This window comes from Polaribacter sp. 11A2H (assembly GCF_011379025.1).
Classification (GTDB): domain Bacteria; phylum Bacteroidota; class Bacteroidia; order Flavobacteriales; family Flavobacteriaceae; genus Polaribacter.
On the sequence record NZ_WTLD01000001.1, the window covers coordinates 220,961 to 246,964 of the forward strand.

Annotated in this window: 25 protein-coding genes and 3 tRNA genes; 12 read left to right on the forward strand and 16 right to left on the reverse strand. The window is 29.9% G+C overall.

Features of this window, described 5'->3' with window-relative positions; genetic code table 11:
* Positions 1 to 18 precede the first annotated feature (18 nt).
* The 4 genes from GQS58_RS00995 to GQS58_RS01010 form a co-directional block, all read right to left on the reverse strand.
* Positions 19 to 1,095, reverse strand: a complete 1,077-nt coding sequence (locus tag GQS58_RS00995; RefSeq protein WP_166381976.1) for an efflux RND transporter periplasmic adaptor subunit — start codon at positions 1,093 to 1,095, stop codon at positions 19 to 21.
* Between the two features lie 316 nt (positions 1,096 to 1,411).
* Positions 1,412 to 1,834 (reverse strand): hypothetical protein, encoded by a 423-nt coding sequence (locus GQS58_RS01000; RefSeq protein WP_166381978.1) that lies wholly within the window; start codon positions 1,832 to 1,834, stop codon positions 1,412 to 1,414.
* A 442-nt stretch (positions 1,835 to 2,276) separates the two neighbouring features.
* A complete protein-coding gene (locus GQS58_RS01005) occupies positions 2,277 to 4,103 on the reverse strand; it encodes a DEAD/DEAH box helicase (protein ID WP_166381980.1) in 1,827 nt (608 codons plus the stop codon).
* 139 nt (positions 4,104 to 4,242) lie between these two features.
* The gene (locus GQS58_RS01010; RefSeq protein WP_166381982.1) at positions 4,243 to 5,628 is read right to left on the reverse strand and encodes a hypothetical protein; all 1,386 of its coding nucleotides are present in this window, start codon (positions 5,626 to 5,628) and stop codon (positions 4,243 to 4,245) included.
* A 189-nt stretch (positions 5,629 to 5,817) separates the two neighbouring features.
* Here GQS58_RS01010 and GQS58_RS01015 point away from each other — a divergent pair, with 189 nt between their 5' ends.
* Complete coding sequence (locus tag GQS58_RS01015; RefSeq protein ID WP_166381984.1) at positions 5,818 to 7,437, forward strand: ABC-F family ATP-binding cassette domain-containing protein; 1,620 nt, start codon at positions 5,818 to 5,820, stop codon at positions 7,435 to 7,437.
* 85 nt (positions 7,438 to 7,522) lie between these two features.
* Here the strand turns inward: GQS58_RS01015 and GQS58_RS01020 are convergent, their stop codons facing one another.
* Complete coding sequence (locus tag GQS58_RS01020; protein ID WP_166381986.1) at positions 7,523 to 8,464, reverse strand: hydrogen peroxide-inducible genes activator; 942 nt, start codon at positions 8,462 to 8,464, stop codon at positions 7,523 to 7,525.
* A 106-nt stretch (positions 8,465 to 8,570) separates the two neighbouring features.
* Between GQS58_RS01020 and GQS58_RS01025 the strand changes: the two genes are divergently transcribed.
* Complete coding sequence (locus GQS58_RS01025; RefSeq protein ID WP_166381988.1) at positions 8,571 to 9,044, forward strand: Dps family protein; 474 nt, start codon at positions 8,571 to 8,573, stop codon at positions 9,042 to 9,044.
* Between the two features lie 124 nt (positions 9,045 to 9,168).
* On the opposite strand, the gene GQS58_RS17100 is transcribed toward GQS58_RS01025, so the two are convergent.
* The 3 genes from GQS58_RS17100 to GQS58_RS01045 all read right to left on the reverse strand — a co-directional run bounded on the left by GQS58_RS17100 (position 9,169) and on the right by GQS58_RS01045 (position 11,966).
* Positions 9,169 to 9,813 (reverse strand): acyloxyacyl hydrolase, encoded by a 645-nt coding sequence (locus tag GQS58_RS17100; protein WP_240914541.1) that lies wholly within the window; start codon positions 9,811 to 9,813, stop codon positions 9,169 to 9,171.
* Positions 9,814 to 9,846: 33 nt separating this feature from the next.
* Positions 9,847 to 10,734, reverse strand: a complete 888-nt coding sequence (locus tag GQS58_RS01040) for a 3-hydroxybutyryl-CoA dehydrogenase (RefSeq protein ID WP_166381990.1) — start codon at positions 10,732 to 10,734, stop codon at positions 9,847 to 9,849.
* Positions 10,735 to 11,006: 272 nt separating this feature from the next.
* Entirely contained in the window at positions 11,007 to 11,966 is a 960-nt protein-coding gene (locus tag GQS58_RS01045) for a Gfo/Idh/MocA family oxidoreductase (protein WP_166381992.1), read from the reverse strand.
* Between the two features lie 211 nt (positions 11,967 to 12,177).
* Between GQS58_RS01045 and GQS58_RS01050 the strand changes: the two genes are divergently transcribed.
* Complete coding sequence (locus GQS58_RS01050; RefSeq protein WP_166381994.1) at positions 12,178 to 12,819, forward strand: protein-L-isoaspartate(D-aspartate) O-methyltransferase; 642 nt, start codon at positions 12,178 to 12,180, stop codon at positions 12,817 to 12,819.
* Here the strand turns inward: GQS58_RS01050 and GQS58_RS01055 are convergent.
* The 4 genes from GQS58_RS01055 to GQS58_RS01070 form a co-directional block, all read right to left on the reverse strand.
* Positions 12,816 to 14,054 carry an ATP-binding cassette domain-containing protein gene (locus tag GQS58_RS01055; protein WP_166381996.1) on the reverse strand — a complete coding sequence of 413 codons (1,239 nt, stop codon included), beginning with the start codon at positions 14,052 to 14,054 and terminating at the stop codon, positions 12,816 to 12,818. The genes GQS58_RS01050 and GQS58_RS01055 overlap by 4 nt on opposite strands.
* A gap of 41 nt (positions 14,055 to 14,095) precedes the next feature.
* Positions 14,096 to 14,521: a DUF2147 domain-containing protein gene (locus tag GQS58_RS01060; protein WP_166381999.1), complete on the reverse strand. Its 426-nt coding sequence runs from the start codon at positions 14,519 to 14,521 to the stop codon at positions 14,096 to 14,098.
* 89 nt (positions 14,522 to 14,610) lie between these two features.
* Positions 14,611 to 15,138: a KdsC family phosphatase gene (locus GQS58_RS01065; protein WP_166382001.1), complete on the reverse strand. Its 528-nt coding sequence runs from the start codon at positions 15,136 to 15,138 to the stop codon at positions 14,611 to 14,613.
* A gap of 61 nt (positions 15,139 to 15,199) precedes the next feature.
* Positions 15,200 to 15,898 (reverse strand): Rossmann-like and DUF2520 domain-containing protein, encoded by a 699-nt coding sequence (locus tag GQS58_RS01070; RefSeq protein ID WP_166382003.1) that lies wholly within the window; start codon positions 15,896 to 15,898, stop codon positions 15,200 to 15,202.
* Positions 15,899 to 15,973: 75 nt separating this feature from the next.
* On the opposite strand from GQS58_RS01070, the gene GQS58_RS01075 reads away from it, so the two are divergent.
* On the forward strand, positions 15,974 to 17,131 hold the full coding sequence (locus tag GQS58_RS01075) for a trans-sulfuration enzyme family protein (RefSeq protein WP_205860362.1): 1,158 nt from the start codon (positions 15,974 to 15,976) through the stop codon (positions 17,129 to 17,131).
* A gap of 38 nt (positions 17,132 to 17,169) precedes the next feature.
* Here the strand turns inward: GQS58_RS01075 and pckA are convergent, their stop codons facing one another.
* The gene (pckA, locus tag GQS58_RS01080; RefSeq protein ID WP_166382007.1) at positions 17,170 to 18,780 is read right to left on the reverse strand and encodes a phosphoenolpyruvate carboxykinase (ATP); all 1,611 of its coding nucleotides are present in this window, start codon (positions 18,778 to 18,780) and stop codon (positions 17,170 to 17,172) included.
* A gap of 384 nt (positions 18,781 to 19,164) precedes the next feature.
* Between pckA and bshB1 the strand changes: the two genes are divergently transcribed.
* From bshB1 to GQS58_RS01100, 4 genes are all read left to right on the forward strand, one after another.
* Entirely contained in the window at positions 19,165 to 19,881 is a 717-nt protein-coding gene (bshB1, locus tag GQS58_RS01085) for a bacillithiol biosynthesis deacetylase BshB1 (RefSeq protein WP_166382009.1), read from the forward strand.
* Positions 19,882 to 19,935: 54 nt separating this feature from the next.
* Positions 19,936 to 20,011, forward strand: a tRNA-His gene (locus tag GQS58_RS01090).
* 364 nt (positions 20,012 to 20,375) lie between these two features.
* Entirely contained in the window at positions 20,376 to 21,335 is a 960-nt protein-coding gene (locus GQS58_RS01095; RefSeq protein WP_166382011.1) for a transketolase family protein, read from the forward strand.
* A gap of 48 nt (positions 21,336 to 21,383) precedes the next feature.
* Complete coding sequence (locus tag GQS58_RS01100; RefSeq protein ID WP_166382013.1) at positions 21,384 to 21,986, forward strand: porin family protein; 603 nt, start codon at positions 21,384 to 21,386, stop codon at positions 21,984 to 21,986.
* 525 nt (positions 21,987 to 22,511) lie between these two features.
* Here the strand turns inward: GQS58_RS01100 and GQS58_RS01105 are convergent.
* Entirely contained in the window at positions 22,512 to 23,387 is an 876-nt protein-coding gene (locus GQS58_RS01105) for an FKBP-type peptidyl-prolyl cis-trans isomerase (protein ID WP_166382015.1), read from the reverse strand.
* Between the two features lie 79 nt (positions 23,388 to 23,466).
* Here GQS58_RS01105 and GQS58_RS01110 point away from each other — a divergent pair, with 79 nt between their 5' ends.
* Together GQS58_RS01110 and GQS58_RS01115 are read left to right on the forward strand one after the other, a co-directional pair.
* Positions 23,467 to 23,847 carry an RNA-binding S4 domain-containing protein gene (locus tag GQS58_RS01110; RefSeq protein WP_166382017.1) on the forward strand — a complete coding sequence of 127 codons (381 nt, stop codon included), beginning with the start codon at positions 23,467 to 23,469 and terminating at the stop codon, positions 23,845 to 23,847.
* Positions 23,844 to 24,347 carry a phosphoribosyltransferase domain-containing protein gene (locus tag GQS58_RS01115; protein WP_166382019.1) on the forward strand — a complete coding sequence of 168 codons (504 nt, stop codon included), beginning with the start codon at positions 23,844 to 23,846 and terminating at the stop codon, positions 24,345 to 24,347. Before GQS58_RS01110 ends, GQS58_RS01115 begins: the two co-directional genes overlap by 4 nt.
* Here GQS58_RS01115 and GQS58_RS01120 read toward each other — a convergent pair.
* On the reverse strand, positions 24,339 to 24,854 hold the full coding sequence (locus GQS58_RS01120; protein WP_166382021.1) for a shikimate kinase: 516 nt from the start codon (positions 24,852 to 24,854) through the stop codon (positions 24,339 to 24,341). The genes GQS58_RS01115 and GQS58_RS01120 overlap by 9 nt on opposite strands.
* A 97-nt stretch (positions 24,855 to 24,951) precedes the next feature.
* On the opposite strand from GQS58_RS01120, the gene GQS58_RS01125 reads away from it, so the two are divergent.
* Both GQS58_RS01125 and GQS58_RS01130 read left to right on the forward strand, forming a co-directional pair.
* Positions 24,952 to 25,024, forward strand: a tRNA-Lys gene (locus GQS58_RS01125).
* Positions 25,025 to 25,072: 48 nt separating this feature from the next.
* Positions 25,073 to 25,156, forward strand: a tRNA-Leu gene (locus tag GQS58_RS01130).
* A gap of 97 nt (positions 25,157 to 25,253) precedes the next feature.
* On the opposite strand, the gene GQS58_RS01135 is transcribed toward GQS58_RS01130, so the two are convergent.
* Positions 25,254 to 26,003 carry a LytR/AlgR family response regulator transcription factor gene (locus GQS58_RS01135; RefSeq protein WP_166382023.1) on the reverse strand — a complete coding sequence of 250 codons (750 nt, stop codon included), beginning with the start codon at positions 26,001 to 26,003 and terminating at the stop codon, positions 25,254 to 25,256.
* Position 26,004: the final 1 nt, after the last annotated feature.

Consider the following 26,004-nt stretch of genomic DNA (forward strand, 5'->3'; position numbering starts at 1 on the left):
TTGTTATTTAAATTCTAGTTATTCTGCGTAAAGTGCTAAGTGAGATATAACCGAATTTGGTGCTACAAATTCACTATGTATCTTTTCATTATTTTTAACCTTTCTAATTCCTTCCAATAAAATTTTATCATCTTTAGAAAGTCCTTTACTTACTACAAATAGGTTTTCTAATTCTGCTTCTACTTCAATTTCTTGTTGTCTAACAGTATTGTCTTCACCAACTACATACACGTATTTTTTATCTAAGATTTCAAAAGTTACTTTTTGAGGAATAATAAGTGCATCTATTAAAGGGATTGTCATAATTATGCTACCTGTTTCACCATGTCTTAAAATGCCATCAGGATTCGGAAAAGTTGCTCTAAATGCAATGTTTCCAGTTTCATTATTAAATTCACCCTCAATAGTTTCTACAATTCCTTTTTGATTAAAAGGTTTGTTATTTGCCATTAATAAAGTAACTTCTTCTTTTTGTTCTTTTTTAGCGCTTATGATATAATCTAAATATTCTGCTTCCGGAACATTAAAATAGACCCACATTTTACTATTGTCAGACAATGTAGTTAGCAATTCTCCTTCGTCTAATAAGCTACCTTCTCTTGCGTGAAGATGATCCATAATTCCATCAAAAGGGGCTCTAATGTCTGTAAAACCTAAATGTGTTTGTGCTAAAGAAACTTCGGCTTTGGCTTTGTCAAAATTAGCTTTTGCCATGGCAAGTTCATTTTTAGAGACTACATTTTCGTCTGCTAATAATTTAGTGTTTTTGTATTCTATTTCTGCAACATTTTCTTCTGCTTTAGATTTCTGAAGCTCTGCTTGATATACATTAGGCATAATGTTAAACATTTTTTGCCCTTTTTTAAGATGCTGACCTTCATCTACAGATATCTTTTTTAAATACCCTCTTTCTATGGCTCTAATTTCGATATGTCTAATAGAATGAATTTGACTCACATAGTCTTTGGTAATTATAGTGTCTCTTTTAATAGGACTAGTTACGAGGTATTTTGCAGCTTCGTGTATTTCTTCAGTTTTGTGTTTACAGCTTGTGTAAATTGATACAATGAATAAGACAATGAAAATTTTTTTCATAGGTTTCATAATATAAATGGTGATTTTTTAAAAATGAGTTGTTATACCAAATGAATTTAAAAATGATTGATTATAAATTTTAATTATTTTTTCTTAATATCAAATGGAATCATAGCCTTAGTTATGGAGCTATTTTACATTAAAATAGTAAGGAAAAAGAAACGAACTTAATCGATCATTTTGATGTTATTTGGTCTTATAGAAAGTCTCTTCATAAAAAAATGATGGAGTATACCTTTCTAAATTGAATTTTAAATGATATTAAGATGTGTATTAATACAGACGGAAGTGTATATTGGTCTGTTTTAATGTATTATCAAAGTATAAAAACCTCAAATTTCTTATGCAAGCTTAAAGAAATAGTTCTTGTATTAAAACACTGAGAAACTAGATTCTCTTTAGTTTTTACAGAATTACTTTCAATTAAAAGTTTAAAAAGAATAGCACAAGCATTATTACCAAAAAGAGAGGTATGATTGTAAATGGTTGCACTGTGTTCGCTTTCTTCAAAATCTTCAATACTTATGTTTTTATTAATAAATCCTCCCTTTTTAGAGTTAGAATTAGGTTTAAATAAAGTATTGTTAAGATTTTGTTGTTGGTACTGATAAGCGCTTTTTGTAATAGAGTTTACTGGTTTAAAATGAGAAGTATTTTGCGTATTAGCACACAAGTTAGTAATACTACTTAATAGTATTACGAGCGCTAAAAACAAATATCTAAGTATTTTTTTTCTCATTTGGTTGCAAAATTATATTAATAGATTTTTTTTAGCAAGAAAAGAGCAGGCTAAATTTTAGTGTATTTGGGGTTTTACGAATAACAATTATTTTTAATAGTATAATTTTATATTTAATAAAAAAAGACAAAAAATTTTTATAATTAATGATAAAAGTCATGTTTTAATAATTTTATTAACACTAAATATGTTTTATATTTCAATGTTTTACCTTATTTCATCTTTGTTTCTTCAGCTTTATATTCTGAATAACAAATAACAAGTCTAATTTGTTTATTTAATTTTTGAATAATATGAATAAACTATAAAAATGTATTAGTACTATTTTATCTATTTAAAGTTAATAATTAGGCTGTATTTAATAATTTTTATGCATTGTTTAGGCATAAAAAAACCTCATCATTTTAAAATGATGAGGTTTGTATATATAGTTTAATACTATTTAGCTTTCTCTACGTTTTCTTCCAAAACCACCAGAAGATCTTCTTTCTCCAGAAGCACCTCCAGAAGTTCTGTCTGATCTATCTGGTCTATCAGAAGAGCGTCTATCAGATCTTCCTCTACTAGAAGAAGAACCTTCAGAACCTTTACGTCTTCCAAAACCACCACCTTCTTTTTTACCAAAAGGTTTTTTACCACCTCTTCGTCCACCACCAGAACGTTCTTTCTTAGTAATCTCTATGTTTACAGAGCGTCCGTCAAAATCTGGTTGATTGCTAGCAAAAGCTTCTAATGTTTGGTCCTCGAAATTTTTATCAAGTTCAAAGAAAGAAAAAGTATCTAAAATATCTATAGAACCAATTTCAATCTTATCTCCAATATTTTGGTCGTTAATTAAACCAATTAATTTACCTGGGTTTAAGTTGTCTTTTCTACCAATATTGATAAAGAAACGGGTCATGTTTTCATTCTCCATTCTAGCTCTAGAGTTGTCTCTAGAAGATAGATCGTTTAAATCTTTAGAGTTTTCATAATACTTTAACATTGTATTAAATTCTAAAGAAACAAATTTCTTTATTAACTCTTCTCTATCTAGAGATTCTAGTTTTTCATAAATACTTGGTAAAAATTCCTCCATTTCAGATTCATTTACTTCCGTATTTTGAACTTTATCAATTAAATTCATTAATTGATTCTGAACAATTTCTTTTCCAGATGGAACTTTACCTTCTAAGAATTTCTTCTTAATTATTCTTTCAATCTGGCGTAATTTCCCTTTTTCTTTACCGTTAACTAAAACAATAGAAATACCTTTATTACCAGCTCTACCAGTTCTACCACTTCTGTGTGTGTAGTTTTCTATTTGGTCTGGTAATTTATGGTTTATTACGTGTGTTAATTCCGTTACATCTAATCCACGAGCAGCAACATCTGTAGCTACCAATATTTGAATTGTTTTCTTACGGAATTTACCCATTACAGAATCTCTTTGCGCTTGAGATAAATCTCCATGTAAAGCATCTGCACTGTAACCATCTTTTATTAAATTGTCTGCAACCTCTTGTGTCTCTCTACGAGTTCTACAAAAAATAATTGCATAAATGTCAGGGTTTAAATCTGCTATTCTTTTTAATGCTGGGTAACGTGTTCTTTCTGTTACACCATAAAACTCGTGACTTACATTGTCTGAACCTGCGTTCTTTTCACCAGAAGTAATTTCTACTGGTTTAGTCATGTAGTTTTTTGCAATTGCCTCTACTTCTCTTGGAAAAGTTGCAGAAAACAATAACGTTTGTTTAGTTTCTGGAGTAGCTTCTAAAACTTTATCTAATTCGTCTTTAAAACCCATGTTTAACATTTCATCAGCTTCGTCTAAGACTAACCATTGAACGTTTCCTAATTTTAAAGCTCTTCGGTTAATTAAATCTACGGTTCTACCCGGAGTTCCAACAACTATTTGTGCTCCTCTTTTTAAAGATCTAATTTGATCTTCCATACTAGAACCACCATATACGGTAGCTACTTTAACATCCGGTAAATATTTACAAAAGTCTTTAATGTTATTACCAATTTGAACGGCAAGTTCTCTTGTTGGTGATAAAATTATTGCTTGTACGTTTTTACTATTCGTATCTAAAAGCTCTAGTATTGGCAAACTAAAAGCAGCAGTTTTACCTGTACCTGTTTGTGCAAATGCTTTTAAATCGTCTGTAGATGAAATAATTTGTGGAATTGCTTTTTCCTGAATTACGGTAGGTTTTTCGTAACCTAAATCCGTCAATGCTCTGTTAATCGGTTCTTTTAAACCTAATTCTAAAAATGTTGACATTACTGTGTTTTTTTGGATTCACAGAACGCCCACCTGCAAACCCGATTATAAATTCGACCTGATTATTAATGAGTTAGACTCAGAATAAAAATCGTGCAAATTTACAACTAATTTTTAGATTATAGAAATAAATTTACGATTACTTAAGTTTTTTTAAGTCTGAATACAGTTTTTTAGAAGAAATAGATGCAAAACCATTTGTAATAATGCCTTCTTTATTAATAATAATAGATCTTGTCATTTTGCTGGTTAAGAAGTTATTAGCTTCGCTTTCTGCTGATATAAAAAATTGATTTTTTATATCTAACTGCTCTATTCTATCTTTTGTGCTTCCATCAATTTTTATTTCAATAAATTGTACATCAGGAAATTGTTTACTTAAATAATTAATTCTAGAAGAGATATACATTGGGGTGGTATTCTCTGGGTTCCAGAACAATAGAAAGGTATTTTTGTTTTTTGTTAGTTCTTTTATAGAAAAGGTTGCGTTTGTTAAATCTGTAATGGTAAAGTCTACCATTTCTTGTCCTTTTTGTAAGGCTTTACTATCTAAAAGTAAAAGTCTTACATGATCTTTGTCTTTTTTATTTGTACTTAAATTAAAATAAGTATCAAAAGCTTCTTTATTAACGTTGCAGCTAGATTTTTTGTAAAAATGACTAATTACAGTTTGTTTTAGAAAAGCATTTTTAGAAGCATCAGAGGTGATGTTCTTGTCTATCGTTTTTAATAAGTCTACCGTAAATTCAGATGAATACTCGTTAGTCATTGGTTTATGACCTAAAGAATACGTACTATTATATAAAAAGTTTCTTATGTACTTAGAGTAGGGTTGGTAATACATTAAAGAATCATTATTTACTCCGGCAGATGCTCTATGCTTGTAAAAGGACTTGTTAACCTTATCAAAGTTTTTTTTATGATTATATCTTACATGAGTAATTGGGTACTTTTCTATTCTAGAATATATAGGATATGTAAGTGCTACTTTTAAAACATGATTAAACCCTTTGGTTTCACCTGGGTGATTTTTAGCATATTCTTTGTACGTTTTATCTTTTAAGAGGAGCAAGGAGTCTGTTTTTTTAATAAATTTATCAGGTTTTAATTGATTTAATTTATAAAACATTTTATTGTCTTTTTCTTCTTGTAAAAAGCAATCTATTAAAATGTTATTTCTTTCTGCTCCTTTACCAGCATAGACAATAGATTCATCAAAATCCCACGTGTTTAAACGTAACATTAAACTGTCTTGTGGCTCTAGGTAGATAAATTGATTTTCATTTCCATGGGCAAAATAGTACAAACCTTCATTGGCATTTTCTAATTTGCCTAAAAACCTATTATCTTTATTAAGATACATTGTATCTATCACTTTTTCCATAGAAAATAGCACAACATATTTAGATTTTGGATTTATAATCTTACCACCAAAATAAGTTGCTGTATTTTTAGAATTAGAATCACAACCTACAAAAGCAGTAATTGTAATTAATAAAATTATATGAACTAGATTTTTATTCATGAACAATAGGGATCTATTCTTTATAACAAAGTTAGGTATTCATGCGAGCTATTGTTGTTAATTCATTGTTAAAATAGTTCTTAAATTGGTTATAAAAATGAAATGATAATTTATTAAAAACCGTTTTAAATCAAGGGGTAAAAGATAAATCAAATTTGTACTTTTGCACAAAATTAAAAATAATAGAGTATGTTATCAGTTTCTAATTTATCTGTTCAATTCGGAAAACGAATTTTGTTTGATGATGTTAATACTAAATTTCAAACAGGAAACTGTTATGGAATTATTGGCGCAAACGGAGCAGGAAAATCCACTTTCTTAAAAATTATTTCAGGTGTTCAAGAACCTACTTCAGGTCAGGTACACTTAGAAAAAGGTAAAAGAATGTCTGTGCTAACCCAAGATCATTATGCTTTTGATGAATTCCCGGTTTTAGAAACAGTGGTTATGGGTAATAAAGAGCTGTTTAAAATTAAAAAGCAAATAGATGATTTGTATGCAGATTATACAGATGAAAATGCAGAAAAAATAGGTGAACTTCAAATAATTTTTGAAGAAATGAACGGTTGGAATGCAGATTCTGATGCTGCAGCTATGTTATCTAACTTAGGTATTTCTGAAGAATTGCATTATTCATTAATGAAAGATTTAGATGGTAAACAAAAGGTACGTGTGTTAATTGCACAAGCACTTTTTGGAAATCCAGATGTTTTAATAATGGATGAGCCTACCAATGATTTAGATTTTGAAACCATTGCTTGGTTAGAAAACTTTATTGCAAATTTTGACAACTGTGTAATTGTAGTTTCGCATGATAGACACTTTTTAGATGCAGTTTGTACGCATATTTCTGATATTGATTATAGCAAAATAAATAATTATTCTGGTAATTATACATTTTGGTATGAATCTAGCCAATTAGCAACAAGACAAAGAGCACAACAAAATAAAAAGGCGGAAGAAAAGAAAAAGGAATTGGAAGAGTTTATCCGTCGTTTTTCTGCGAATATGGCAAAATCGAAGCAAGCTACTTCTCGTAAAAAAATGATCGAGAAATTAAATGTAGATGAAATTAAACCTTCAAGTAGACGTTACCCTGCTATTATTTTTGACAGAGATAGAGAAGCTGGAGATCAAATTTTAAATGTAGAAGGTTTATCTAAAAACTTTGAAGGAGATAAATTATTTGATGATGTACATATCAACTTAAATAAAGGAGATAAAATTGCAGTAATTTCTAGAAACTCTAGAGCAGTAACTGCTTTTTATCAAATTATTACTGATAATGAAACGCCAGATGCAGGTAAATTTGATTGGGGAGTTACAACAACACAATCTTACTTACCTTTAGATAATTCTTCTTTTTTCCAAGACGGAGAATTAAATTTGGTAGATTGGTTAAGACAATATGCGCAAACGGAAGAAGAACGTGAAGAAGTTTTTTTAAGAGGTTTCTTAGGGAAAATGATTTTTTCTGGAGAAGAAGCTTTAAAGAAAAGTAATGTGCTTTCTGGGGGTGAAAAAGTACGTTGTATGCTTTCTAGAATGATGATGAAGAGAGGAAATGTGTTAGTTTTAGATGAACCAACAAATCACTTAGATTTAGAATCAATACAAGCTTTAAATAATTCATTAATTAATTTTAAAGGAACTATTTTGTTTACAACGCATGATCATGAGTTTGCACAAACGGTTGCCAACAGAGTTATAGAGTTAACGCCAAAAGGTGTAATTGATAGATATTCTACTTTTGATGATTATTTATCAGATCCAAAAATTAAAGAATTAAGAGATAAAATGTATTCTTAAGATTCAAATAAATATTTTAACATAAAAAAAAGGAAGCTATTTTAGCTTCCTTTTTTTTATGATTTAAAAATAGTTTTAATACTGTTTATTTTTTCTGCAAAGGACTAATAATTTTTACATCAGAAAAAGAAATAGCACCTCTAACAACACCATCTATCGTTTTCTTTAAGGCTTCAATCAATTGCATTTTTAATTGTGATTTATGGTAAATTAAACTCACTTCTCTTGCAGGAGGAGGTGTTGTAAATTCACGTAAATGACTTTTATCAATCTCATTTAAGTCTAAAGTATGTAAATAAGGTAGCAATGTCATACCTAAACCTTCTTTAGATAGTTTAATTAAGGTATCAAAACTTCCGCTTTCTAATTGAAACCCTTTTTTGTTATCAATTTTATGTGTTCTACATAAATTAATAACGCTGTCTTTAAAACAGTGCCCATCTTCTAGTAATAAAATATCTTCCATTTCTAACTCTTCGGCAGTAATGGTTTTATTTTTATATAAACGATGGTTTTGTGGTATTAAGCCAACAAAAGGCTCGTAGTATAGAGGCCTCTCTTTTATAGCCTCATTTTCTAAAGGTGTGGCAGCAAGACCTGCATCTATATGTCCATCAGTTAATTTTCTTATAATTTCTTCCGTAGTTAGTTCTTCTATAATTAACTTTACTTTCGGGTATTTTTTTGTAAAATTTTGCAAAAACATAGGCAATAATGTAGGCATAACTGTAGGGATAATTCCCAATCTAAATTCGCCTCCTATATATCCTTTTTGTTGATGAACAATATCTAATATTCTGTTACTTTCGTCTACAATTACTTTTGCTTGTTCTACAATTTTTTTACCTACTTCTGTTAATTCAATTGGTTTTTTAGATCTATTAAATATCTTAACACCTAATTCATCCTCCAATTTTTGAATTTGCATACTCAGTGTAGGTTGAGTTACGAAACTATGTTCTGCAGCAACCGTAAAATTCTGGTATTCTGCAACAGACAAAACGTATTTTAATTGGGTAATAGTCATTTTGTATAAAAATTTTTGATAAAGATATTAAAACTATCAATTATAATTATTCTTTATCTGGTTAAATTTCTCATAAATTTGATGTATCAATAAAAAAAAAGATAAAATGAACAAATCAATTTTAGGATTAGACAAAAAAGAAACTGCAAATTTAGTAGATGAATTAAACGGTTTGTTAGCGAATTTTCAAATTTATTATCAAAGTTTAAGAGGTTTACACTGGAATATTAAAGGGAAAAACTTCTTTGAATTGCATGTAAAGTTTGAAGAATTTTATACAGATTCTCAAGTAAAAATAGATGACATTGCAGAACGTATTTTAACTTTACAAGGCAAGCCTTTACATACTTTTACAGATTATATTAATTTAGCAATAGTACCTGTAGGAAAAAATATTTCTAATGATGTAGAAGCAGTGGAGTTGGTTGTAAACTCGCTTTCTGAATTATTAAAAGTTGAAAGAACTATATTAGACTCTTCAGATGAAGCAAATGATGAAGGTACAAACTCTATGATGAGTGATTTTATTGCAGAACAAGAAAAAACAATTTGGATGTTAAACTCTTGGTTAGGTAAATAATTTTAAAAAGATAGAAACGTATTATACTAAATTAGTTTCAGTATCTTATTACATTAAAAATTAATTCCTATTAGAACTAAAGTAAATCTTAGTTCTAATAGGAATTTTATTTTAAGGATAGTCTTTATTTTAGAGCATAAGAAACACCAACTTCCAAACCTAAAAAAGTATATCCATTATTTGGAGACTTAAAATCTAGGTTAGAAACGTGCCCAATATTACTTCCAATATACAAAGCTATTTTTTTTGTAGTTTTATAAGAAAGTCCTAAAGAGGCATTTTCTAAAAATGTAAAACCTTTTGCTAAACGCTCTGTTCTTGTGTCTATGGTTGCTATACCTAAACCTGCTGTAAACTGAAAATCTAAATTTTTAATAACTTCTTTTTTTATCACAAAGCCCAATTCAAAAGCATATAAATGCATTGTTTTAGGCGTTGTAAATTCAATTATTTTATCTTCAAAATTTTCTTCGGAAGGTAATATAAAATAAGAGTTCAGTAATTGATGTTTTATAACCTGTATTTGTGGTTGAATAATCAATTCAAAATCAAAAGATCTCCATTTTCCTAAGTTATAAAAAGCTTGTAACTTTAATGTATTTGAGGTGTATTTGTAATCTTCATCTTCAAATATAAAGTTTTTAGCATTTACATTATTATACCAAATTCCAACCTTTTTAATGTTTAGAATCCCTTTTTTGTTCTCTTGCGCATTTAAAGAATAGATGAGTATAAAAAATAAAAAAAATAGATATTGTTTTTTGTCCATCTAATTAGATATTGTTGCTCTTGTGTCTAGAGATTAAGAAAACATTTTAGCTACTTTTTCAGCCTTTCTACTTTCTGAATAATCATAAAAACCTTCACCAGATTTTACACCTAATTTACCTGCCATTACCATGTTTACTAATAACGGGCAAGGAGCGTATTTAGGGCTTTTAAAGCCATCATACAAAACATTCATAATAGACAAACAAACATCTAAACCAATAAAATCTGCCAATTGCAAAGGCCCCATAGGGTGTGCCATTCCAAGTTTCATTACCGTATCAATTTCTTCTACACCAGCAACATTATTGTATAAAGTTTCTATAGATTCGTTAATCATAGGCATTAAAATTCTGTTAGCCACAAAACCAGGATAATCATTTACTTCCACCGGAATTTTACCAACCTTTTTAGAAAGTGCAATAATGGTTTCCATTACCTCATTAGAAGTATTGTAACCTCTAATAATTTCTACCAACTTCATAATTGGCACAGGGTTCATAAAATGCATTCCAATAACCTTATCTGGTCTGTTGGTTGCTGCTGCAATTTGCGTTATAGAAATAGAAGAAGTATTGGTAGCTAAAAGGGTGTTTTCATTACAAACTTCATCTAATTCTTTAAAAATTTTTGCTTTTAAAACAGCATTTTCAGTAGCTGCTTCCACAACTAAGTGAGCGTCTTTAACCCCCTCTTTAATAGAGGTAAAAGTGCTAATGTTTTTTAAAGTCTGAGTTTTATCTGCTTCAGAAATTTTTTCTTTGGCTACCATTCTGTCTAAATTTCTAGTAATGGTGTCCATTCCTTTTTTTAAAGAAACTTCAGAAATGTCTATTAAACTTACTTTATAATTAAACTGTGCAAAGGTGTGAGCAATTCCATTTCCCATGGTTCCGGCTCCAATAATAGCTATGTTTTTCATGTATATTCTATTTATTTGGGCGTTTTAACGGGCTTTCGCTACTCGCTTTTTTCGTACCTCAAAAGAGCTCAAACAAACCGCTCAATCCCTAACGCAATTATTTGTAAACCTTACTATTTATTCAAAAACTATTCGCTTTTTTAAAAGGAAATATCCGTTCTTAGTTATTTTTAAATCAACAACTTAGTCTCAAAAGGAGCGAGGTATATTTCCTGTATAAATATTTTAACTTACACTTTGGTAAAATAAAACACTTGTTTATTACTCTGTTATTAAAAACAATCAATAATCATTTGTGCAACTTTTAATGCTTCTGTTCCTTGTCTTAAACTTACTACAGGAGATGTGTTGCTTTTAATTGAACTAGCAAAAGATTCTAATTCATCTAAAATAGCGTTGTTATTTTCTACTTCAGGGTTTTCAAAATAAATCTGTTTTTTAACACCTTCCGCATTTTGTAAAATCATTGCAAATTCATCTGGGTTTGCAGGCACATCTTTCATTCTAACAACTTCAGATTCTTTACTTAAAAAATTAACAGAAATATAGGCATCCTTTTGAAAAAAGCGAGATTTACGCATGTTTTTCATAGAAATTCTACTTGCAGTTAAATTAGCCACACAACCGTTTTCGAACTCAATTCTTGCGTTTGCAATATCCGGAGTTTCAGAAATAACAGCCACACCACTTGCGTGTACATTTTTAACTTGAGATTTTACAACAGAAAGAATAATATCAATATCATGAATCATTAAATCTAACACTACTGGCACATCTGTACCTCTTGGGTTAAATTCTGCCAAACGATGACATTCAATAAACATAGGGTTTTCAATTTGATCCTTTACAGCTGTAAATGCAGGGTTAAAGCGTTCTACATGACCAACTTGTCCTAGAACATGAAACTGACTTGCCAAAGTTTTTAACGCTTCTGCCTCAACAACAGTTTTAGTAATTGGTTTTTCAATAAATATATGACGTCCTTTTTCAATAGCAGATTTAGCGCAATCAAAATGAGATAAAGTAGGTGTTACAATATCTACAACTTCAACAGCATCTATTAAAGCTTCTACAGAATCAAAAGCGGTATAGCCAAATTCTTCTGCAACATTTTTTGCATTTTCTTTGGAAGGATCGTAAAAACCAACTAAGTTGTATTTGTCTGATTGTTGTAATAATCGTAAATGAATTTTTCCTAAGTGACCAGCACCTAACACTCCTACTTTAAGCATATATAATATTTTTAGTCTCTCAGAACAAAGTAAAAATAACCGTTTTAGTGTAATTGTTATTTTATGACTACTTACTTTGTTGTAAATAGGTTCATTATAAAGACATTAATTTATTTTTTCTGATTTAAAAATCAGCCAAAAACAAAGATACAATTTTATGCTTATGTATATGGATTAATTACTATTTTTAGACTCCAGAAATTTATAAAATTTGAAAGATACTTCTAAACACCAAGGCCTTAGAAACCAACTTGCTAGAGTGCTAAATGCAAAAGGGATTATTGATAAAAATGTATTGAAGGCAGTGCGTAACATTCCTCGTCATCTATTTATTGATAGTAGTTTTGAGTCTCATGCTTATCAAGATAAAGCTTTTCCTATTGCAGCAGAGCAAACTATTTCTATGCCTTACACGGTAGCTTTTCAATCACAAACATTAGAAATAGAGCCTGGTGAAAAAGTATTAGAAATTGGTACTGGTTCTGGGTATCAAACCGCTGTTTTGTTAGAGTTAAAGGCAGAAGTGTACTCTATAGAAAGACAACGAGAGTTGTTTAAGAAAACGTCTCTTTTTTTACCTAAATTGGGGTATAACCCCAAACGATTTATTTTTGGTGATGGATATATAGGTTTAAAAGAAGAAGCACCATTTGATAAAATTATCGTGACTGCTGGTGCTCCTTTTGTTCCTAAACCTTTATTGTCTCAATTAAAAGTAGGAGGTAAGTTATTAATTCCGGTTGGTGACAAAACACAAATAATGACTTTATTTATTAGAAAATCTGCTACAGCGTTTGAAAAACACGAATTAGGAGATTTTGCTTTTGTACCGATGTTGGAAGAAAAGAACTAACTATTTTCTTTAACCTTACCTACAGAGCCATTTATACTCGGAAAAAGCTCATAAATAAAATTAGGTTGTAGGTTTTCTACTTCTCTATGAGAAACAAAAAGTATAGTGGTATCACTTTCTTTTACAATTTTATTAATTAAAGCAACCACAATTGCAGTTCCTTGGTTATCTAGATTTATTAATGGTTCATCTAAAATTAATAATGGTGGATGCTTAATCATAGCTCTAGCTATTAAAACCAATCTTTGAGTAGCTGCTGTTAGGTCTTGAAAAGAGCTATTTCTTTTGCCTTTTAAATTTAACAACTCAAGCCAATCATCTGCTGTTTTAATTTGAAGTGTAGTTGGGGTTTGGTATAGACCAACGCTATCATAAAAACCTGAAAGCACCATTTGCGCAACTGTAATTTTGCGTTTAAATAATTCTAATATAGCAGGGCTAAAATAACCTATTTTCTCTTTAATTTCCCAAACACTTTCTCCAGATCCTTTTTTCTTACCAAACAGATAAACTTCTTGTCTAAAAGCTTTTACATTATTTCCATAAATCATGGATAAAATAGTGGTTTTTCCAGAGCCATTAGGACCTATTAAGTGCCAAAATTCATTTTTATTGATGGTCCAATTAATGTTCTTTAAAATACATCTTTCATCATATTCTACATTTACATTTTGTAAGGATATGAGTTGGTTTGGTATGTTTTTGTAAAATGTAATTGGTTTAGGAACTTCTCCGGTAAAACTAAAGTTAGTTTCTTTAAAAGTGTATTTTTCTATAGGAATATTCTCAATAATCTCATCGTTTTCAATTTCTAAAACATGTGTTATTATTGGTAAAATTTCTTCTTTTCTACTAAAAAGCTGAATTAAAATAATTTCTGAAGATAATGCAATAAGATCTTCTTTCAAATTAGAGACAGAAGCAATGTCTAAACTTTCAAACGGACTGTCTAAAATTAAAAAGTCTGGTTTCTGTTGCAATAAATAGTTTAGTAAAGCCTTTTTTTGCTCTCCACTAGATAAGGTTCTAATGCTTCTCTTTTCTTTACTTGTTAAGGTTTGTTTGCTGTGTTTATCTTCTTCATCTATAAATCTATCTAAAATAGAATTTGAAAATAAAAGCCCTTTTTTGTTTTTTAAATTAGGGAAACTATGTATCCCTTTTAAGATATTTTCTACCAAAGAACTTTTAGCAGAAAGATTTTTGCTTTCAATTGTAAAATGGGTATTATCCATAATGATTTTAATAATTTAAAAAAAAAACTGAATTATATAATTTATAAAGCTCTTTCCCAGTATGTCGTTTTTCCAAATAATGAAAGACCAATATAACCACGGACTTTTAATTTATTTGGTTTTACTAATTCAACATAACTTTTGTAAACCTTACCATTTCTTGGATCTAAGATTGTACCTCCAGACCATTCATCACCATCTTTTTGTAGACCAGATAAAATATTTAAACCTAAAATTGGTTTGTCTTTATTAACTCCTTCACATAAACTACAAACAGCTGTTTTTCTGTCAGGGTTTTTTATGTCTATTATTTTTGCAAAAGCTTTTCCATCTTTTTCATAGATTTCTACAACAGAGTCAACTTTACCTGTTTCATCATTTTTAGAATTCCATTTTCCAAAAATTGTTTGTGAACTCATAGTAAAAGAAGTAATTATAAGTGCGAATGTTAAAAGAGATTTTTTCATGTTTTTTGTTTTATAAAGACCTCGATAAGCGAGGTCTAATTTGTTTAATTGATTTGTAAGTTATCGTTTTAAATTAAACGAATAGATATTTAGTCATATTTTGCACTAAAATTATTTTCCCATTTTCCTTGAACACGTAAAATTTGTTCAATAACGTCTCTCACGCAGCCTTCGCCACCTTTTTTGTAAGAAATATATTTAGAAACTCCTTGTATTTCTGGCGCTGCATCATTTGGGCAACAGGGCATACCTACTAATTTCATAACAGGGTAATCTGGTATGTCATCTCCCATATACAATACATTTTCTGGTTTTAAATTGTATTTTTCTACCAATTCGTTGTATTGCTTAATTTTATTGTGAGCGCCTAAATAAATATCTTTTATACCTAAGTTGGCTAAACGGGTTCTAACACCTTCGTTTTTTCCTCCAGAAATAATACAAACATTTAAGCCTTTATCAACAGCCGTTTTTAAAGCATAACCATCTTTAATATTCATGTGTCTTACTAATTCTCCATCTGGCATAATGGTAACCATTCCGTTGGTGAGTACGCCATCTACATCAAAAATTAAAGTATTTATTTTGGGTAATAATTGTTTGTAACTAATTTCCATATATATGTTTTATAAAACTTCTCAACTGCGTTAGAAGTGACATTATTTGTTTAAAATAAACTTAATCAATTGAACTCTGAATTGATTTTGTTAAAAGTTGATAGATTTCTTGTTGATTTACATCTAACAAATCTAGATGATTTTTTATTGTTTTTTTATCTTTTCTAACTGCAGGTCCTGTTTGTGCTTTTGTTGGAGATAAAGATGCTATTTTAGATGCTGTTTCTTTAATTAAAGGAAGCAGAACCTCAAAAGGTACTTTATGCTCTATACAAATATCATTCCCAATTTTATAAAGGTGGTTGGTAAAGTTATTTACAAATACAGCTGCAACATGCAATGCTTTTCGTTGTTCAGAGTTTATTAGGTAAATTTTTTGTCCTATTGCTTTTGCAACATCGTTAAGTAATTGTTGGTCTTTTTTATTGGTAGCTTCTAAGCAAAAAGGTACGTCATTAAAATGAACATTCTTTCCTTTAGAAAAAGTTTGTAACATGTAAAAAACACCTTTGTTATTTTTGTTTTTTAACTCGCTAATAGCACATCCACCGGAGGTGTGTACTACAAGTTTATTTTTTATTTTAGAAGAAACTTCTGCAATTGCATCATCTGAAACAGCAATAATTGTAAGATCTGCTGCTGGGATATTCTCTAAATTTCTAGAACTAATTTGCGTAATAGCAATAGTATCAGCTTTTAAAAAAGCAGTATGTAAATGTGTAGCTACATTTCCAGTTCCAACAAGTAATACAGATATCATAGAACGAAGATATTGTTTTTTTTAGAGGATTACACAAGTAATTATTAAATTAGCAATCATAAAATAATGATAGAAATGAAAGAATCTAAGAAATTTGGAATTAACACTACATGTGTGCATGTTGGAGAAGTAAAAGACGAACAGTTTAAAGGAGCGGTTTCGCCTATTTATACTGCTACATCTTATGCTTTTGATGGCGTTGATGTAAAACGATATCCACGTTATTTTAATACTCCAAATCAGGAAATGTTGCACAAGAAAATTGCAGCTTTAGAAAAAACGGAAGATGCTTTGATTTTTGGTTCTGGTATGGCGGCAATTTCTGCGGCATTATTTGCTTTTTTACAAAAAGGAGATCATGTGGTTATACAGCAAGTAATTTATGGAGGAACGTATAATTTTATTGTATCAGAATTTGATAAATTCGGAATAGAATATTCGTTTACAGAGTCTGATAAAGTAGCAGATTTTAAACCTTTAATTAAAGATAATACCAAGGTTTTATACATAGAAACACCATCTAACCCGTTATTAGGGATTACTGATATGAAAGCAATTGCAGATTTGGCAAAAGAAAACGGAATTTTAACCATGATAGATAATACGTTTGCATCGCCAATTAATCAGAATCCGATAGATTTTGGAATTGATATTATGTTGCATTCTGCTACTAAATACATGGGAGGGCATTCTGATATTTCTGCGGGAGCAATTGCAGCTTCAAAAGAACACATTGAGAAAATTTGGAAAACAGCCATCAATTTTGGAGGAAATTTAAGTGATCAAACGGTTTGGTTGTTAGAAAGAAGTTTAAAAACATTAAATTTACGTGTAAAAGAACAGACTAAAAATGCGCAGAAAATGGCAGAATTTTTAGAAAGTAATTTAGATATTGATACTGTTTATTACCCAGGATTAAAATGTCATCCGCAGTATGCATTAGCAAAGAAACAAATGAAAGGTTTTGGTGCAATGATGTCTTTTGAATTATCTGAAGGAATTGATGCTATGAAATTTCAGAATCATTTACAGTTAATAAAACCTTCTATGAGTTTAGCGGGGTTAGAAAGTACAACGGTAAGCCCGGTGCAAACAACACACGCTTTATTAAGTGAAGAAGAGCGTTTGGCAAGAGGAATTAAGGACGGTTTAATTCGTTTTTCTGTGGGTATAGAAGAAGTAGAGGATTTAATTGAGGATATTTTACAAGCCATAAAAAAAGCAAAGAGTTAAAAACTCTTTGCTTTTTAAAATGAAAATTTGTTAGAATTTTACATGTGATCTAATTTGTGGTGTTCATCAATTAATGGGCCACCTTCAATGATGTGTTCTGATGCTTCATTTGCAAATTTCTCAAAGTTTAAGTGGAAGAAATGTGCTAAATGAATTGCTTTACTAATGTAAGCACCTTTGTTTATCCAAGTATTCATTGGGTTTAACATTTCGGTAGGAACATTAGGACAGTATTTTGGCATAAATAATCCGAAAATAGGGTGTTGTTCAAATTCGATATTATCTAAACTTCCGTTTAAGATTTCAGTAATCATTGCTCTAGTGTATTTTAATTTAATACGAGAACCAGTTCCGTAAGGACCTCCAGACCAACCTGTGTTAATTAACCAAACATTTACACCTGCTTCTGTCATTTTTTTACTTAACATTTCAGCATATTTTGTTGGGTGTAATGGCATAAAAGGTTCACCAAAACAAGCAGAGAATGATGGTACTGGCTCTGTAATTCCTGCTTCTGTACCTGCAACTTTTGCAGTATAACCAGAGATAAAGTGGTATGCAGCTTGTCCAGGAGTTAATTTAGAAACTGGAGGCAATACACCAAAAGCATCTGCAGTTAAAAAGAAAATATTTTTAGGGTTACCTGCATAAGAAGGTTTTGCAATATTATCTATGTGATAAATTGGGTAACTTACACGAGTGTTTTGTGTAATTGTGCTATCCATATAATCTACATCTCCTTGTTTATCAAATACTACATTTTCTAATAAAGCACCTGGCTTAATCGCTCTAAAAATATCTGGTTCTTTTTCTTCAGATAAATCAATTACTTTAGCATAACAACCACCTTCAAAGTTAAAAATGTTGTTTTCAGCTGTCCAACCATGCTCATCATCACCAATTAATTTTCTGTTAGGATCTGCAGATAAAGTTGTTTTTCCTGTACCAGATAATCCAAAGAAAATTGCAGTATCTCCATCTTCGCCAACGTTTGCAGAACAGTGCATTGGTAATACATTTTTTTCTATTGGTAACACTAAGTTTAAGGCAGAGAAAATACCTTTTTTAATTTCTCCTGTATAAGCAGAACCACCAATTAAAGCAATTTTATCTGTAAAGTTAATGATAGAAAAGTTTCCTTGACGAATTCCGTATGCTTTAGGATCATCACAAACATAACCAGGAGCACATAAAACTAACCACTCTTCACTAAAATTAGCTAATTCTTCTTCAGAAGGTCTTAAGAACATATTAAATACAAATGAACTAGACCAAGGAAATTCTGTTACTGTTCTAATATCTGTTTTATAAGTTGGGTCTGCACAAACAGAACCATCTCTTACGTATAATTCTCTGTTAGATAAGTAATCTACTACGTTTGCTTTTAATTTATCGAAGTTTTCTTGAGAAACTGGTTTGTTGGTTTTTCCCCACCAAACTTTATCTGTTGTATAAGCATCTTTTACAATAAATCTATCTTGAGGAGATCTACCAGTAAATTTACCAGTATTAACAGCTAAAGTTCCATTTTTAGTTTCTTTACCCATTCCTTTTTCAATAGTAATTTTTTGAAGTTCAGCAGGAGATAAGTTCCAATTTACAGTTACGTTCTTCAGACCGTAAGTTTCCATGTTTCTGTTAGTTTCCATAATTTAATTTTATATTTATTAATTAATGTGTATTACAATTGCCAATTTATTGACGTTTATATTATTGTTTTTCTATACTGTAAAATTACTCACATTATAGAGTTTGTTTTATGACATATATCATACCTCTAAGCTGGCGTTAACTTTTATGATAATCCTAACAAAAAGAAGTGAGCTTTATATAAAATTAAATACGAAAACGTAATAGAAATAATTTCTTGTTACGTTTCTTTAAAAATTGATTATTTTTGATGATTCAATTTATTGTTTTGTTATAGAATAATTAATAAAAGGATGAATTTGTTGTCTATTTTTAAGGCAATCGGACAGTTTTTAGAACAAAAACTGATAAAACATTAATTTATTTTAATAAGTACATTATATATGAAATTAGATATTTTGGCTTTTGGAGCCCATCCAGATGATGTGGAATTGGGTTGTGGAGCAACCATAGCAAAAGAAGTTTCCTTAGGGAAAAAGGTAGGAATTGTAGATCTTACAAGAGGTGAATTAGGTACTCGAGGATCTGCAGATTTACGAGATATTGAAGCTGCTAATTCGGCAGATATTTTAGGGGTTTCTGTGCGTGAAAACCTAAGGTTTTCTGATGGTTTTTTTACAAATGATAAAAAGCATCAATTAGCCATTATTAAAATGATACGAAAGTACCAACCAGATATTGTTTTATGTAATGCTATTGATGATCGTCATATAGACCATCCAAAAGGAAGTAATTTAGTTTCTGACGCTTGCTTTTTAAGTGGTTTAGTAAAAATTGAAACAGAAGTAGAAGGAGAGTTGCAAGAAAGATGGAGACCCAAATTAGTGTATCATTATATACAATGGAAAAATGTAACACCAGATTTTGTAATGGACGTTACCGGATTTATGGATCTTAAGAAGAAATCTGTGTTAGCATATACTTCTCAATTCTATGATCCGACAAGTAATGAGCCAGAAACACCAATTACAAGTAAGAATTTTACAGATAGTGTAGATTATAGAGCAAAAGATCTAGGGAGATTGATTGGAGTAGAATCTGCAGAAGGTTATACTACAGAGCGTTATGTGGCTGTTGAAAATTTAAGTAAATTAATTTAATATTTTATTTTGTTGAATTAGAAAAAAGATATATATTTGCAGCCGCAATTATATGGTGGTTGTAGCTCAGTTGGTTAGAGTATCGGTTTGTGGTACCGAGTGTCGCGGGTTCGAGTCCCGTCTTCCACCCAAAAAACAAAGCTTCTTAGAAATAAGAAGCTTTTTTTGTACCTAAAGTTTTTTTAGAAATTAAGTAGGTACGAGAAGTTTATCTTGAGCAGTGACGAAAGGAGTCCCGTCTTCCACCCAAAAACAAAGTTTCTTAGAAATAAGAGTTTTTTTGTGTCCATACTTTTTTATATTAGTTTTTTAAAATTGATAACTAGTTAGTTAACTAAAATTATAAACCAAATTTCAACCCTTTTAGAGAGGCTTTTATAAAGCTTGCTTGTAATATTTTAAAAGTCTTTGCCTATTATCTGTTTTCTCTTCTCTAAAGCAAAATAAAAGTTTATTTTTACGCAAATTTTACAACTCAATACAACACAATTATAATGAAAAAATACACGTACACAGAAAAGAAAGACACTCGTTCAGGTTTTGGAGATGGTTTAACAGAGTTAGGTAGAACAAACCCTAACGTAGTTGCCTTATGTGCAGATTTAATTGGTTCTTTAAAAATGGATCAATTTATTAAAGAAAACCCTGAAAGATTTTTCCAGATTGGTATTGCAGAAGCAAACATGATAAGTATTGCTGCTGGTTTAACAATTGGAGGTAAAATTCCTTTTACGGGTACGTTTGCTAACTTTTCTACTGGTAGAGTGTATGATCAAATTCGTCAATCGATTGCATATTCAGATAAAAATGTAAAAATTTGTGCATCTCATGCAGGTCTAACCTTAGGAGAGGATGGAGCAACACACCAAATATTAGAAGATATTGGTTTAATGAAAATGTTGCCAGGAATGACAGTAATTAACACGTGTGATTATAACCAAACCAAAGCAGCTACAATTGCTATTGCAGAACATGAAGGTCCTGTTTACCTACGTTTTGGTCGCCCAGTTGTGCCTATTTTTATGCCAGATTACAAAGATGAAAAATTTGAAATAGGTAAAGGAATTCAATTAACAGAAGGTACAGATGTTACTATTGTTGCTACCGGTCATTTAGTATGGGAAGCTTTGCAAGCTTCAGAACAATTAGAAGCACAAGGAATATCTGCAGAAGTAATAAACATACATACCATTAAACCTTTAGATGAAGAGATAATTTTAAAATCTGTTGCTAAAACAGGTTGTATTGTAACTGCAGAAGAACATAATATTATTGGCGGTTTAGGAGAAAGTGTTGCTAGAACATTGTCTTTAAACACTCCTACACCACAAGAATTTGTAGGTACAAAAGATACTTTTGGAGAATCTGGTACACCTGCACAATTAATGGAAAAATACGGTTTAAATGCAGTATCTGTTGTGGAAGCTGCTAAAAAAGTAATTTCTAGAAAATAAATACGTTATACTTTAAAGATCTTAAATAGTAACCTAAAATAATAAATGATGAAAAAAGTAATTTTAATTTTTTGTTTGGCTTTTGGATATACTCAAGTATCAAATGCTCAAGTTGATTTTGGTTTAAAAGCAGGTGTAAATTATAATAATGCTGGAGAAGACTCCTTTAAAAACTCTACGGATGATATTGTAGATGGAGCTACTGCTAAAACAGGTTTTCATGCAGGTTTGTGGTTTAGAGGTAATCTTACTGATAATGGTTTATATATAAGACCAGAAATTGTTTATACACAAGTTAAAACAGAATTTGAGCAACAAAGTGGTTCAGATGATTATTCATTTAAAAAACTAGATGTACCTGTTTTATTAGGTCATAAATTCTTAGGGTTTGCAAATGTTTTTATTGGTCCTTCTTTTCAGTATATTTTAGATGATGAAATAACTTATAAAGATTTTACTTCAGATGAACTTGATAAGTTTTCTGTAGGGCTTCAAATGGGAGCAGGAGTAGAGTTTGGTAATATTGGTATAGATGTACGTTGGGAAAGAGGTTTGTCTAACAACGAGGCTAAATTTGCTAATAAGATTTCTAATTTTACGGTAGATAACAGAACAAATCAAATAATATTTGGACTTTCTTTAAAGTTGTAAATAAATACGATATTTAATATTAAAAAGCTCTTGAAATTTTCAAGAGCTTTTTTGTTTTCTGTTGTTTTACAATCTATATGTAATAGAAATGTAAATGGCCATTTTAATATTTATTTGGCATTGTAAGCCTCTTTCTTTTATAATGTATTCTATCTGTAAAAGGATATTAAGTTGCTCGTTGTCTATTTCTATTTTTAGTAAACTTACAAAGGTTATATTATACTATTTTAACCTATATTAACCTAGAACCTCTTTAAATTTAATATAGATGTAAAACGCTACTCATTTAAAATCTTTAGAATAGATCTCGTTTTATCAATAATAAAAGCTTTTAAATACTCTATATTCAATTTATAAAATTAGTTGAAAGAAGTACATCAATCTTTATAACAGAGCTTAATTAGCTTGTTTTCTTACTGATTACATTTTCTAAAGTTTTTTATTCGGTTGTTTTTATAAAAAGGGGGAAAATTGGACAAAAAAAAACTCTTAATTTCTTAAGAGTTTTTTTGTTTTTTTTAATCTTTATTTTATATCCGGATTCAAGTAATCTGGTAAAGTAGTATTGTTTGGATCACTAAAATCATTTGCAGGATTTCCATCGTTATTTGCGTCTTCATTTTTAGTTAAAACGCCATCATTATCGTCATCAGCATCAAAATAATTAGGAACACTATCTAAATCAGTATCGTCATTTCTGGGGTCTCCATTATTGTCAGGATCTTCCATTATAGAAGGTACTCCATCATTGTCATGGTCTGTATCTTTTACAAAATCATATAAATCAATATAAAAGAAAATACATTCATTAGGTAAAATATTACCACTTCCTGCATTTCTGTATGCCAATCCAGAAGGAATAAATAAAATTCCTTTTCCTCCGTTTTCATAGGTAATAGGACCATTATTAGTAATATTGTCTCCTCCTTTAAAATTCTTAAAGCCATAAGCCCAACCTCTAATAACGCTATTAAGTGTAAGCCATAAACCGTCGTTAGCATCAAATACAGTACTAATATTTTCTGTGTTTAAAATTCTTTGTCCAGAATACTTTACAAAAACAGAATCCATAACCGTTGGTTTTCCTTTTTCTATTGTAGGAGTACCTATGTTGTTTACATAATAATATAATGTATAGTCAATATCATTTTCTTTAATACTCATAGATTTAAGGTTTTCCTTATCATCATATAAAGCTGTTTCTCCAGGAATGATTGCTTGTACGGTTTTCAAATCAGTATCAAAATAATGATTTTTTAAAAACTGAACTAAAGTATCATTATCTATTAAAGCTTGTGCTTCATGATTAAAATTTTCTATTGTTATAGAATTTGTGTTACTACAAGAATATAGTACAATTGAAATAATTGCAAAAGCAAAAATATTTTTTATTTTGTTCATTTAATCTTAAAATTAGAGCATGCAATTTACCAATTTTATACCTTTGTAAAAAGACAAACATTGTATTTTAACTATTTTTATGAGAATTGATAAATATTTGTGGTGTATTAGGGTTTTTAAAACAAGGAGTTTAGCCTCTACAGCTTGTAAGAAAGGACAAGTTAAGATAGATAAAAAAAGCTTAAAGCCTTCTAAAGAGGTATTTGGAGATGAATTGATATTCGTGAGAAAAAATCAAATCAATTATCAAATAAAAGTTTTAGATTTACCGGAAAGTAGGGTTGGGGCAAAAATAGTAGATCTTTATAGAAAAGATGTTACGCCTAAAGAGGAGTTTGAGAAAACAGACCTCTTAAAATATGCTAAAGACTACTATAGAAAGAAGGGAGCAGGTAGGCCAACCAAAAAAGACAGAAGAGATATAGACGATTATCAAGACGATACAACAGAAGAGATATGACAACATCAGGTAGCATTATATTAAATCAATTGCAAATTTCTCAAAAAATAAGAAGAATTGCGTATCAGATTTACGAAACTAATAGTTCTGAAAAAGAAGTTGTACTTGCAGGTATTGTAGGTAATGGTTTTATTTTTGCGGAAAAATTAAAGGAAGTTTTACAAGAAATATCACCTTTAGAAGTAACTATCTGTAAGGTTAATATTGATAAAAAAAATCCTTTAAAACCGATTACAACTTCATTAAATACGGAAGATTATAAAAATAAATCTTTAGTTTTAGTTGATGATGTTTTAAGTTCTGGTACTACGCTAATTTACGGAATTAAGCATTTTTTAGACGTGCCTTTAAAAAGGTTTAAAACAGCTGTATTGGTAAATAGAAATCATAAAAAATACCCTGTAAAGGCAGATTTTAAAGGAATTTCTCTATCTACTTCTATTAAAGAACATATACAAGTAGAATTTTCTGCAAAAGAAGCAATTGCTTATTTAGCTTAATAAAATTTCTAATTCTTCTGCAACTTCTTTTTTAGTTTTATCGTCTATTTTTACAATCGTTTTTGCTTGTTCATAATAAGGGCGTCTCTCAAAAAGATGCTTTGCAACAAACTCAGGAATTTGGTCATCGCCTAAAGATGCTATTAATGGTCTTTTAGCTTTTTTTCTTATTAATCGTTCTATCATCGTTGCAGTGCTACCTTGTAAATAGATAGATTTAGCATCAGAATTATTAATTTCTTCCATATTATTTGCATAACAAGGTGTTCCTCCTCCTAAAGCAAGAATATAATTTTCACCTTTATTAAGAATTTCTTTCAAATATTTGCTTTCAATCAACCTAAAATAGATTTCTCCTTTAGTTTTGAATATTTCAGCAATAGACATTTTTTCTTTTTCAATAATATAATCATCTAAGTCTAAGAAATTAATTGACAGTGCTTTAGAAAGTCGTTTACCAATACTAGATTTTCCGGAAGCCATATAACCTAAAAGTACTATTTTCATCTATTTGTGTTTTTATGCAAATATCTATAAAAAAAAATCAATTTAATGCTAATTATTCCAATGTTTGATAGTATATTTGCAACCGGTTTACAAAAAAGACCTGGTAGCTCAGTTGGTAGAGCATCTCCCTTTTAAGGAGAGGGTCCTGGGTTCGAGCCCCAGCCCGGTCACAACAAAAATGTTAAGCAATATGCTTAACATTTTTGCTTTATACAAATGCGCACGTGGCGAAATTGGTAGACGCGCAGCCTTGAGGGGGCTGTGTTCGCAAGAACGTGGAAGTTCGACTCTTCTCGTGCGCACTTAAAGACTTTTTCGATCTTATTAGTTTAATTTCCTTTATTTTCTTAAAACGAACCGGTTTACTTCAATAGTAATAAACGGGTTTTATTATCTTTTTTAGAAAGAATTTAATACTTCTAACACTTCAGTTCGTTTTCTTACAGAAACAGGTATGTTAGATCCCTCTGTAAGCATTAGATAACCACCATCAGATTTAATAAATTCTTTAATAAAGGTAGTATTTACTAAATGACTTTGGTGTACTCGTAGAAAGCCGACTTCCTTTAACATATCTGCATAATATTTTAATGTTTTAGAAACGAGTATTTTTGAGCTGTCTTTAAAATAAAAGGTAGTATAATTATTATCAGACTTACAACGGATTATATCTTCAATATTTACCACAATTATTTTTTCTGAAGTATGTAGAGATATTTTACTGGGCTTATTATTAGGAGCCGTTACTGCTTCTTGCAAAACATGCAGTTGTTCTTTATCTGGCTGAATTTGGCTTTGTGCCTTTTCTATTGAAGTAGCCAAGTCTTCATCTGAATAGGGTTTTAAAATATAATCGATTGCGGCAAACTTAAATGCCTTAATAGCAAAAGCATCACTTGCAGTAACAAAAATAATTTTCGATTTTAAATCAGGAAAAATTTCTAGAATATCAAAACCTGTTCCGTCTCCTAACATAATATCTAAAAATAAAATATCGGGTTGTTGTTTGCGTAACAATTTTGCAGCTTCTACAACCGATTTTGCTTTTCCAATAATTTTAATCTCTGGATGATTGTTAGAAATATCAGTTGCTAACATTTCTAGTGCTACAGGCATATCATCTACTAAAATTGCGGTTAGTTCTTTCATA

Bases quoted from the DNA above. Each gene is read 5' to 3' on its own strand.
- GQS58_RS00995 (WP_166381976.1), bottom strand. From the start codon at position 1,095: ATGAAAAAAATTTTCATTGTCTTATTCATTGTATCAATTTACACAAGC.
- GQS58_RS01000 (WP_166381978.1), bottom strand. From the start codon at position 1,834: ATGAGAAAAAAAATACTTAGATATTTGTTTTTAGCGCTCGTAATACTA.
- GQS58_RS01005 (WP_166381980.1), bottom strand. From the start codon at position 4,103: ATGTCAACATTTTTAGAATTAGGTTTAAAAGAACCGATTAACAGAGCA.
- GQS58_RS01010 (WP_166381982.1), bottom strand. From the start codon at position 5,628: ATGAATAAAAATCTAGTTCATATAATTTTATTAATTACAATTACTGCT.
- GQS58_RS01015 (WP_166381984.1), top strand. From the start codon at position 5,818: ATGTTATCAGTTTCTAATTTATCTGTTCAATTCGGAAAACGAATTTTG.
- GQS58_RS01020 (WP_166381986.1), bottom strand. From the start codon at position 8,464: ATGACTATTACCCAATTAAAATACGTTTTGTCTGTTGCAGAATACCAG.
- GQS58_RS01025 (WP_166381988.1), top strand. From the start codon at position 8,571: ATGAACAAATCAATTTTAGGATTAGACAAAAAAGAAACTGCAAATTTA.
- GQS58_RS17100 (WP_240914541.1), bottom strand. From the start codon at position 9,813: ATGGACAAAAAACAATATCTATTTTTTTTATTTTTTATACTCATCTAT.
- GQS58_RS01040 (WP_166381990.1), bottom strand. From the start codon at position 10,734: ATGAAAAACATAGCTATTATTGGAGCCGGAACCATGGGAAATGGAATT.
- GQS58_RS01045 (WP_166381992.1), bottom strand. From the start codon at position 11,966: ATGCTTAAAGTAGGAGTGTTAGGTGCTGGTCACTTAGGAAAAATTCAT.
- GQS58_RS01055 (WP_166381996.1), bottom strand. From the start codon at position 14,054: ATGGATAATACCCATTTTACAATTGAAAGCAAAAATCTTTCTGCTAAA.
- GQS58_RS01060 (WP_166381999.1), bottom strand. From the start codon at position 14,521: ATGAAAAAATCTCTTTTAACATTCGCACTTATAATTACTTCTTTTACT.
- GQS58_RS01065 (WP_166382001.1), bottom strand. From the start codon at position 15,138: ATGGAAATTAGTTACAAACAATTATTACCCAAAATAAATACTTTAATT.
- GQS58_RS01070 (WP_166382003.1), bottom strand. From the start codon at position 15,898: ATGATATCTGTATTACTTGTTGGAACTGGAAATGTAGCTACACATTTA.
- GQS58_RS01075 (WP_205860362.1), top strand. From the start codon at position 15,974: ATGAAAGAATCTAAGAAATTTGGAATTAACACTACATGTGTGCATGTT.
- pckA (WP_166382007.1), bottom strand. From the start codon at position 18,780: ATGGAAACTAACAGAAACATGGAAACTTACGGTCTGAAGAACGTAACT.
- bshB1 (WP_166382009.1), top strand. From the start codon at position 19,165: ATGAAATTAGATATTTTGGCTTTTGGAGCCCATCCAGATGATGTGGAA.
- GQS58_RS01095 (WP_166382011.1), top strand. From the start codon at position 20,376: ATGAAAAAATACACGTACACAGAAAAGAAAGACACTCGTTCAGGTTTT.
- GQS58_RS01100 (WP_166382013.1), top strand. From the start codon at position 21,384: ATGAAAAAAGTAATTTTAATTTTTTGTTTGGCTTTTGGATATACTCAA.
- GQS58_RS01105 (WP_166382015.1), bottom strand. From the start codon at position 23,387: ATGAACAAAATAAAAAATATTTTTGCTTTTGCAATTATTTCAATTGTA.
- GQS58_RS01110 (WP_166382017.1), top strand. From the start codon at position 23,467: ATGAGAATTGATAAATATTTGTGGTGTATTAGGGTTTTTAAAACAAGG.
- GQS58_RS01115 (WP_166382019.1), top strand. From the start codon at position 23,844: ATGACAACATCAGGTAGCATTATATTAAATCAATTGCAAATTTCTCAA.
- GQS58_RS01120 (WP_166382021.1), bottom strand. From the start codon at position 24,854: ATGAAAATAGTACTTTTAGGTTATATGGCTTCCGGAAAATCTAGTATT.
- GQS58_RS01135 (WP_166382023.1), bottom strand. From the start codon at position 26,003: ATGAAAGAACTAACCGCAATTTTAGTAGATGATATGCCTGTAGCACTA.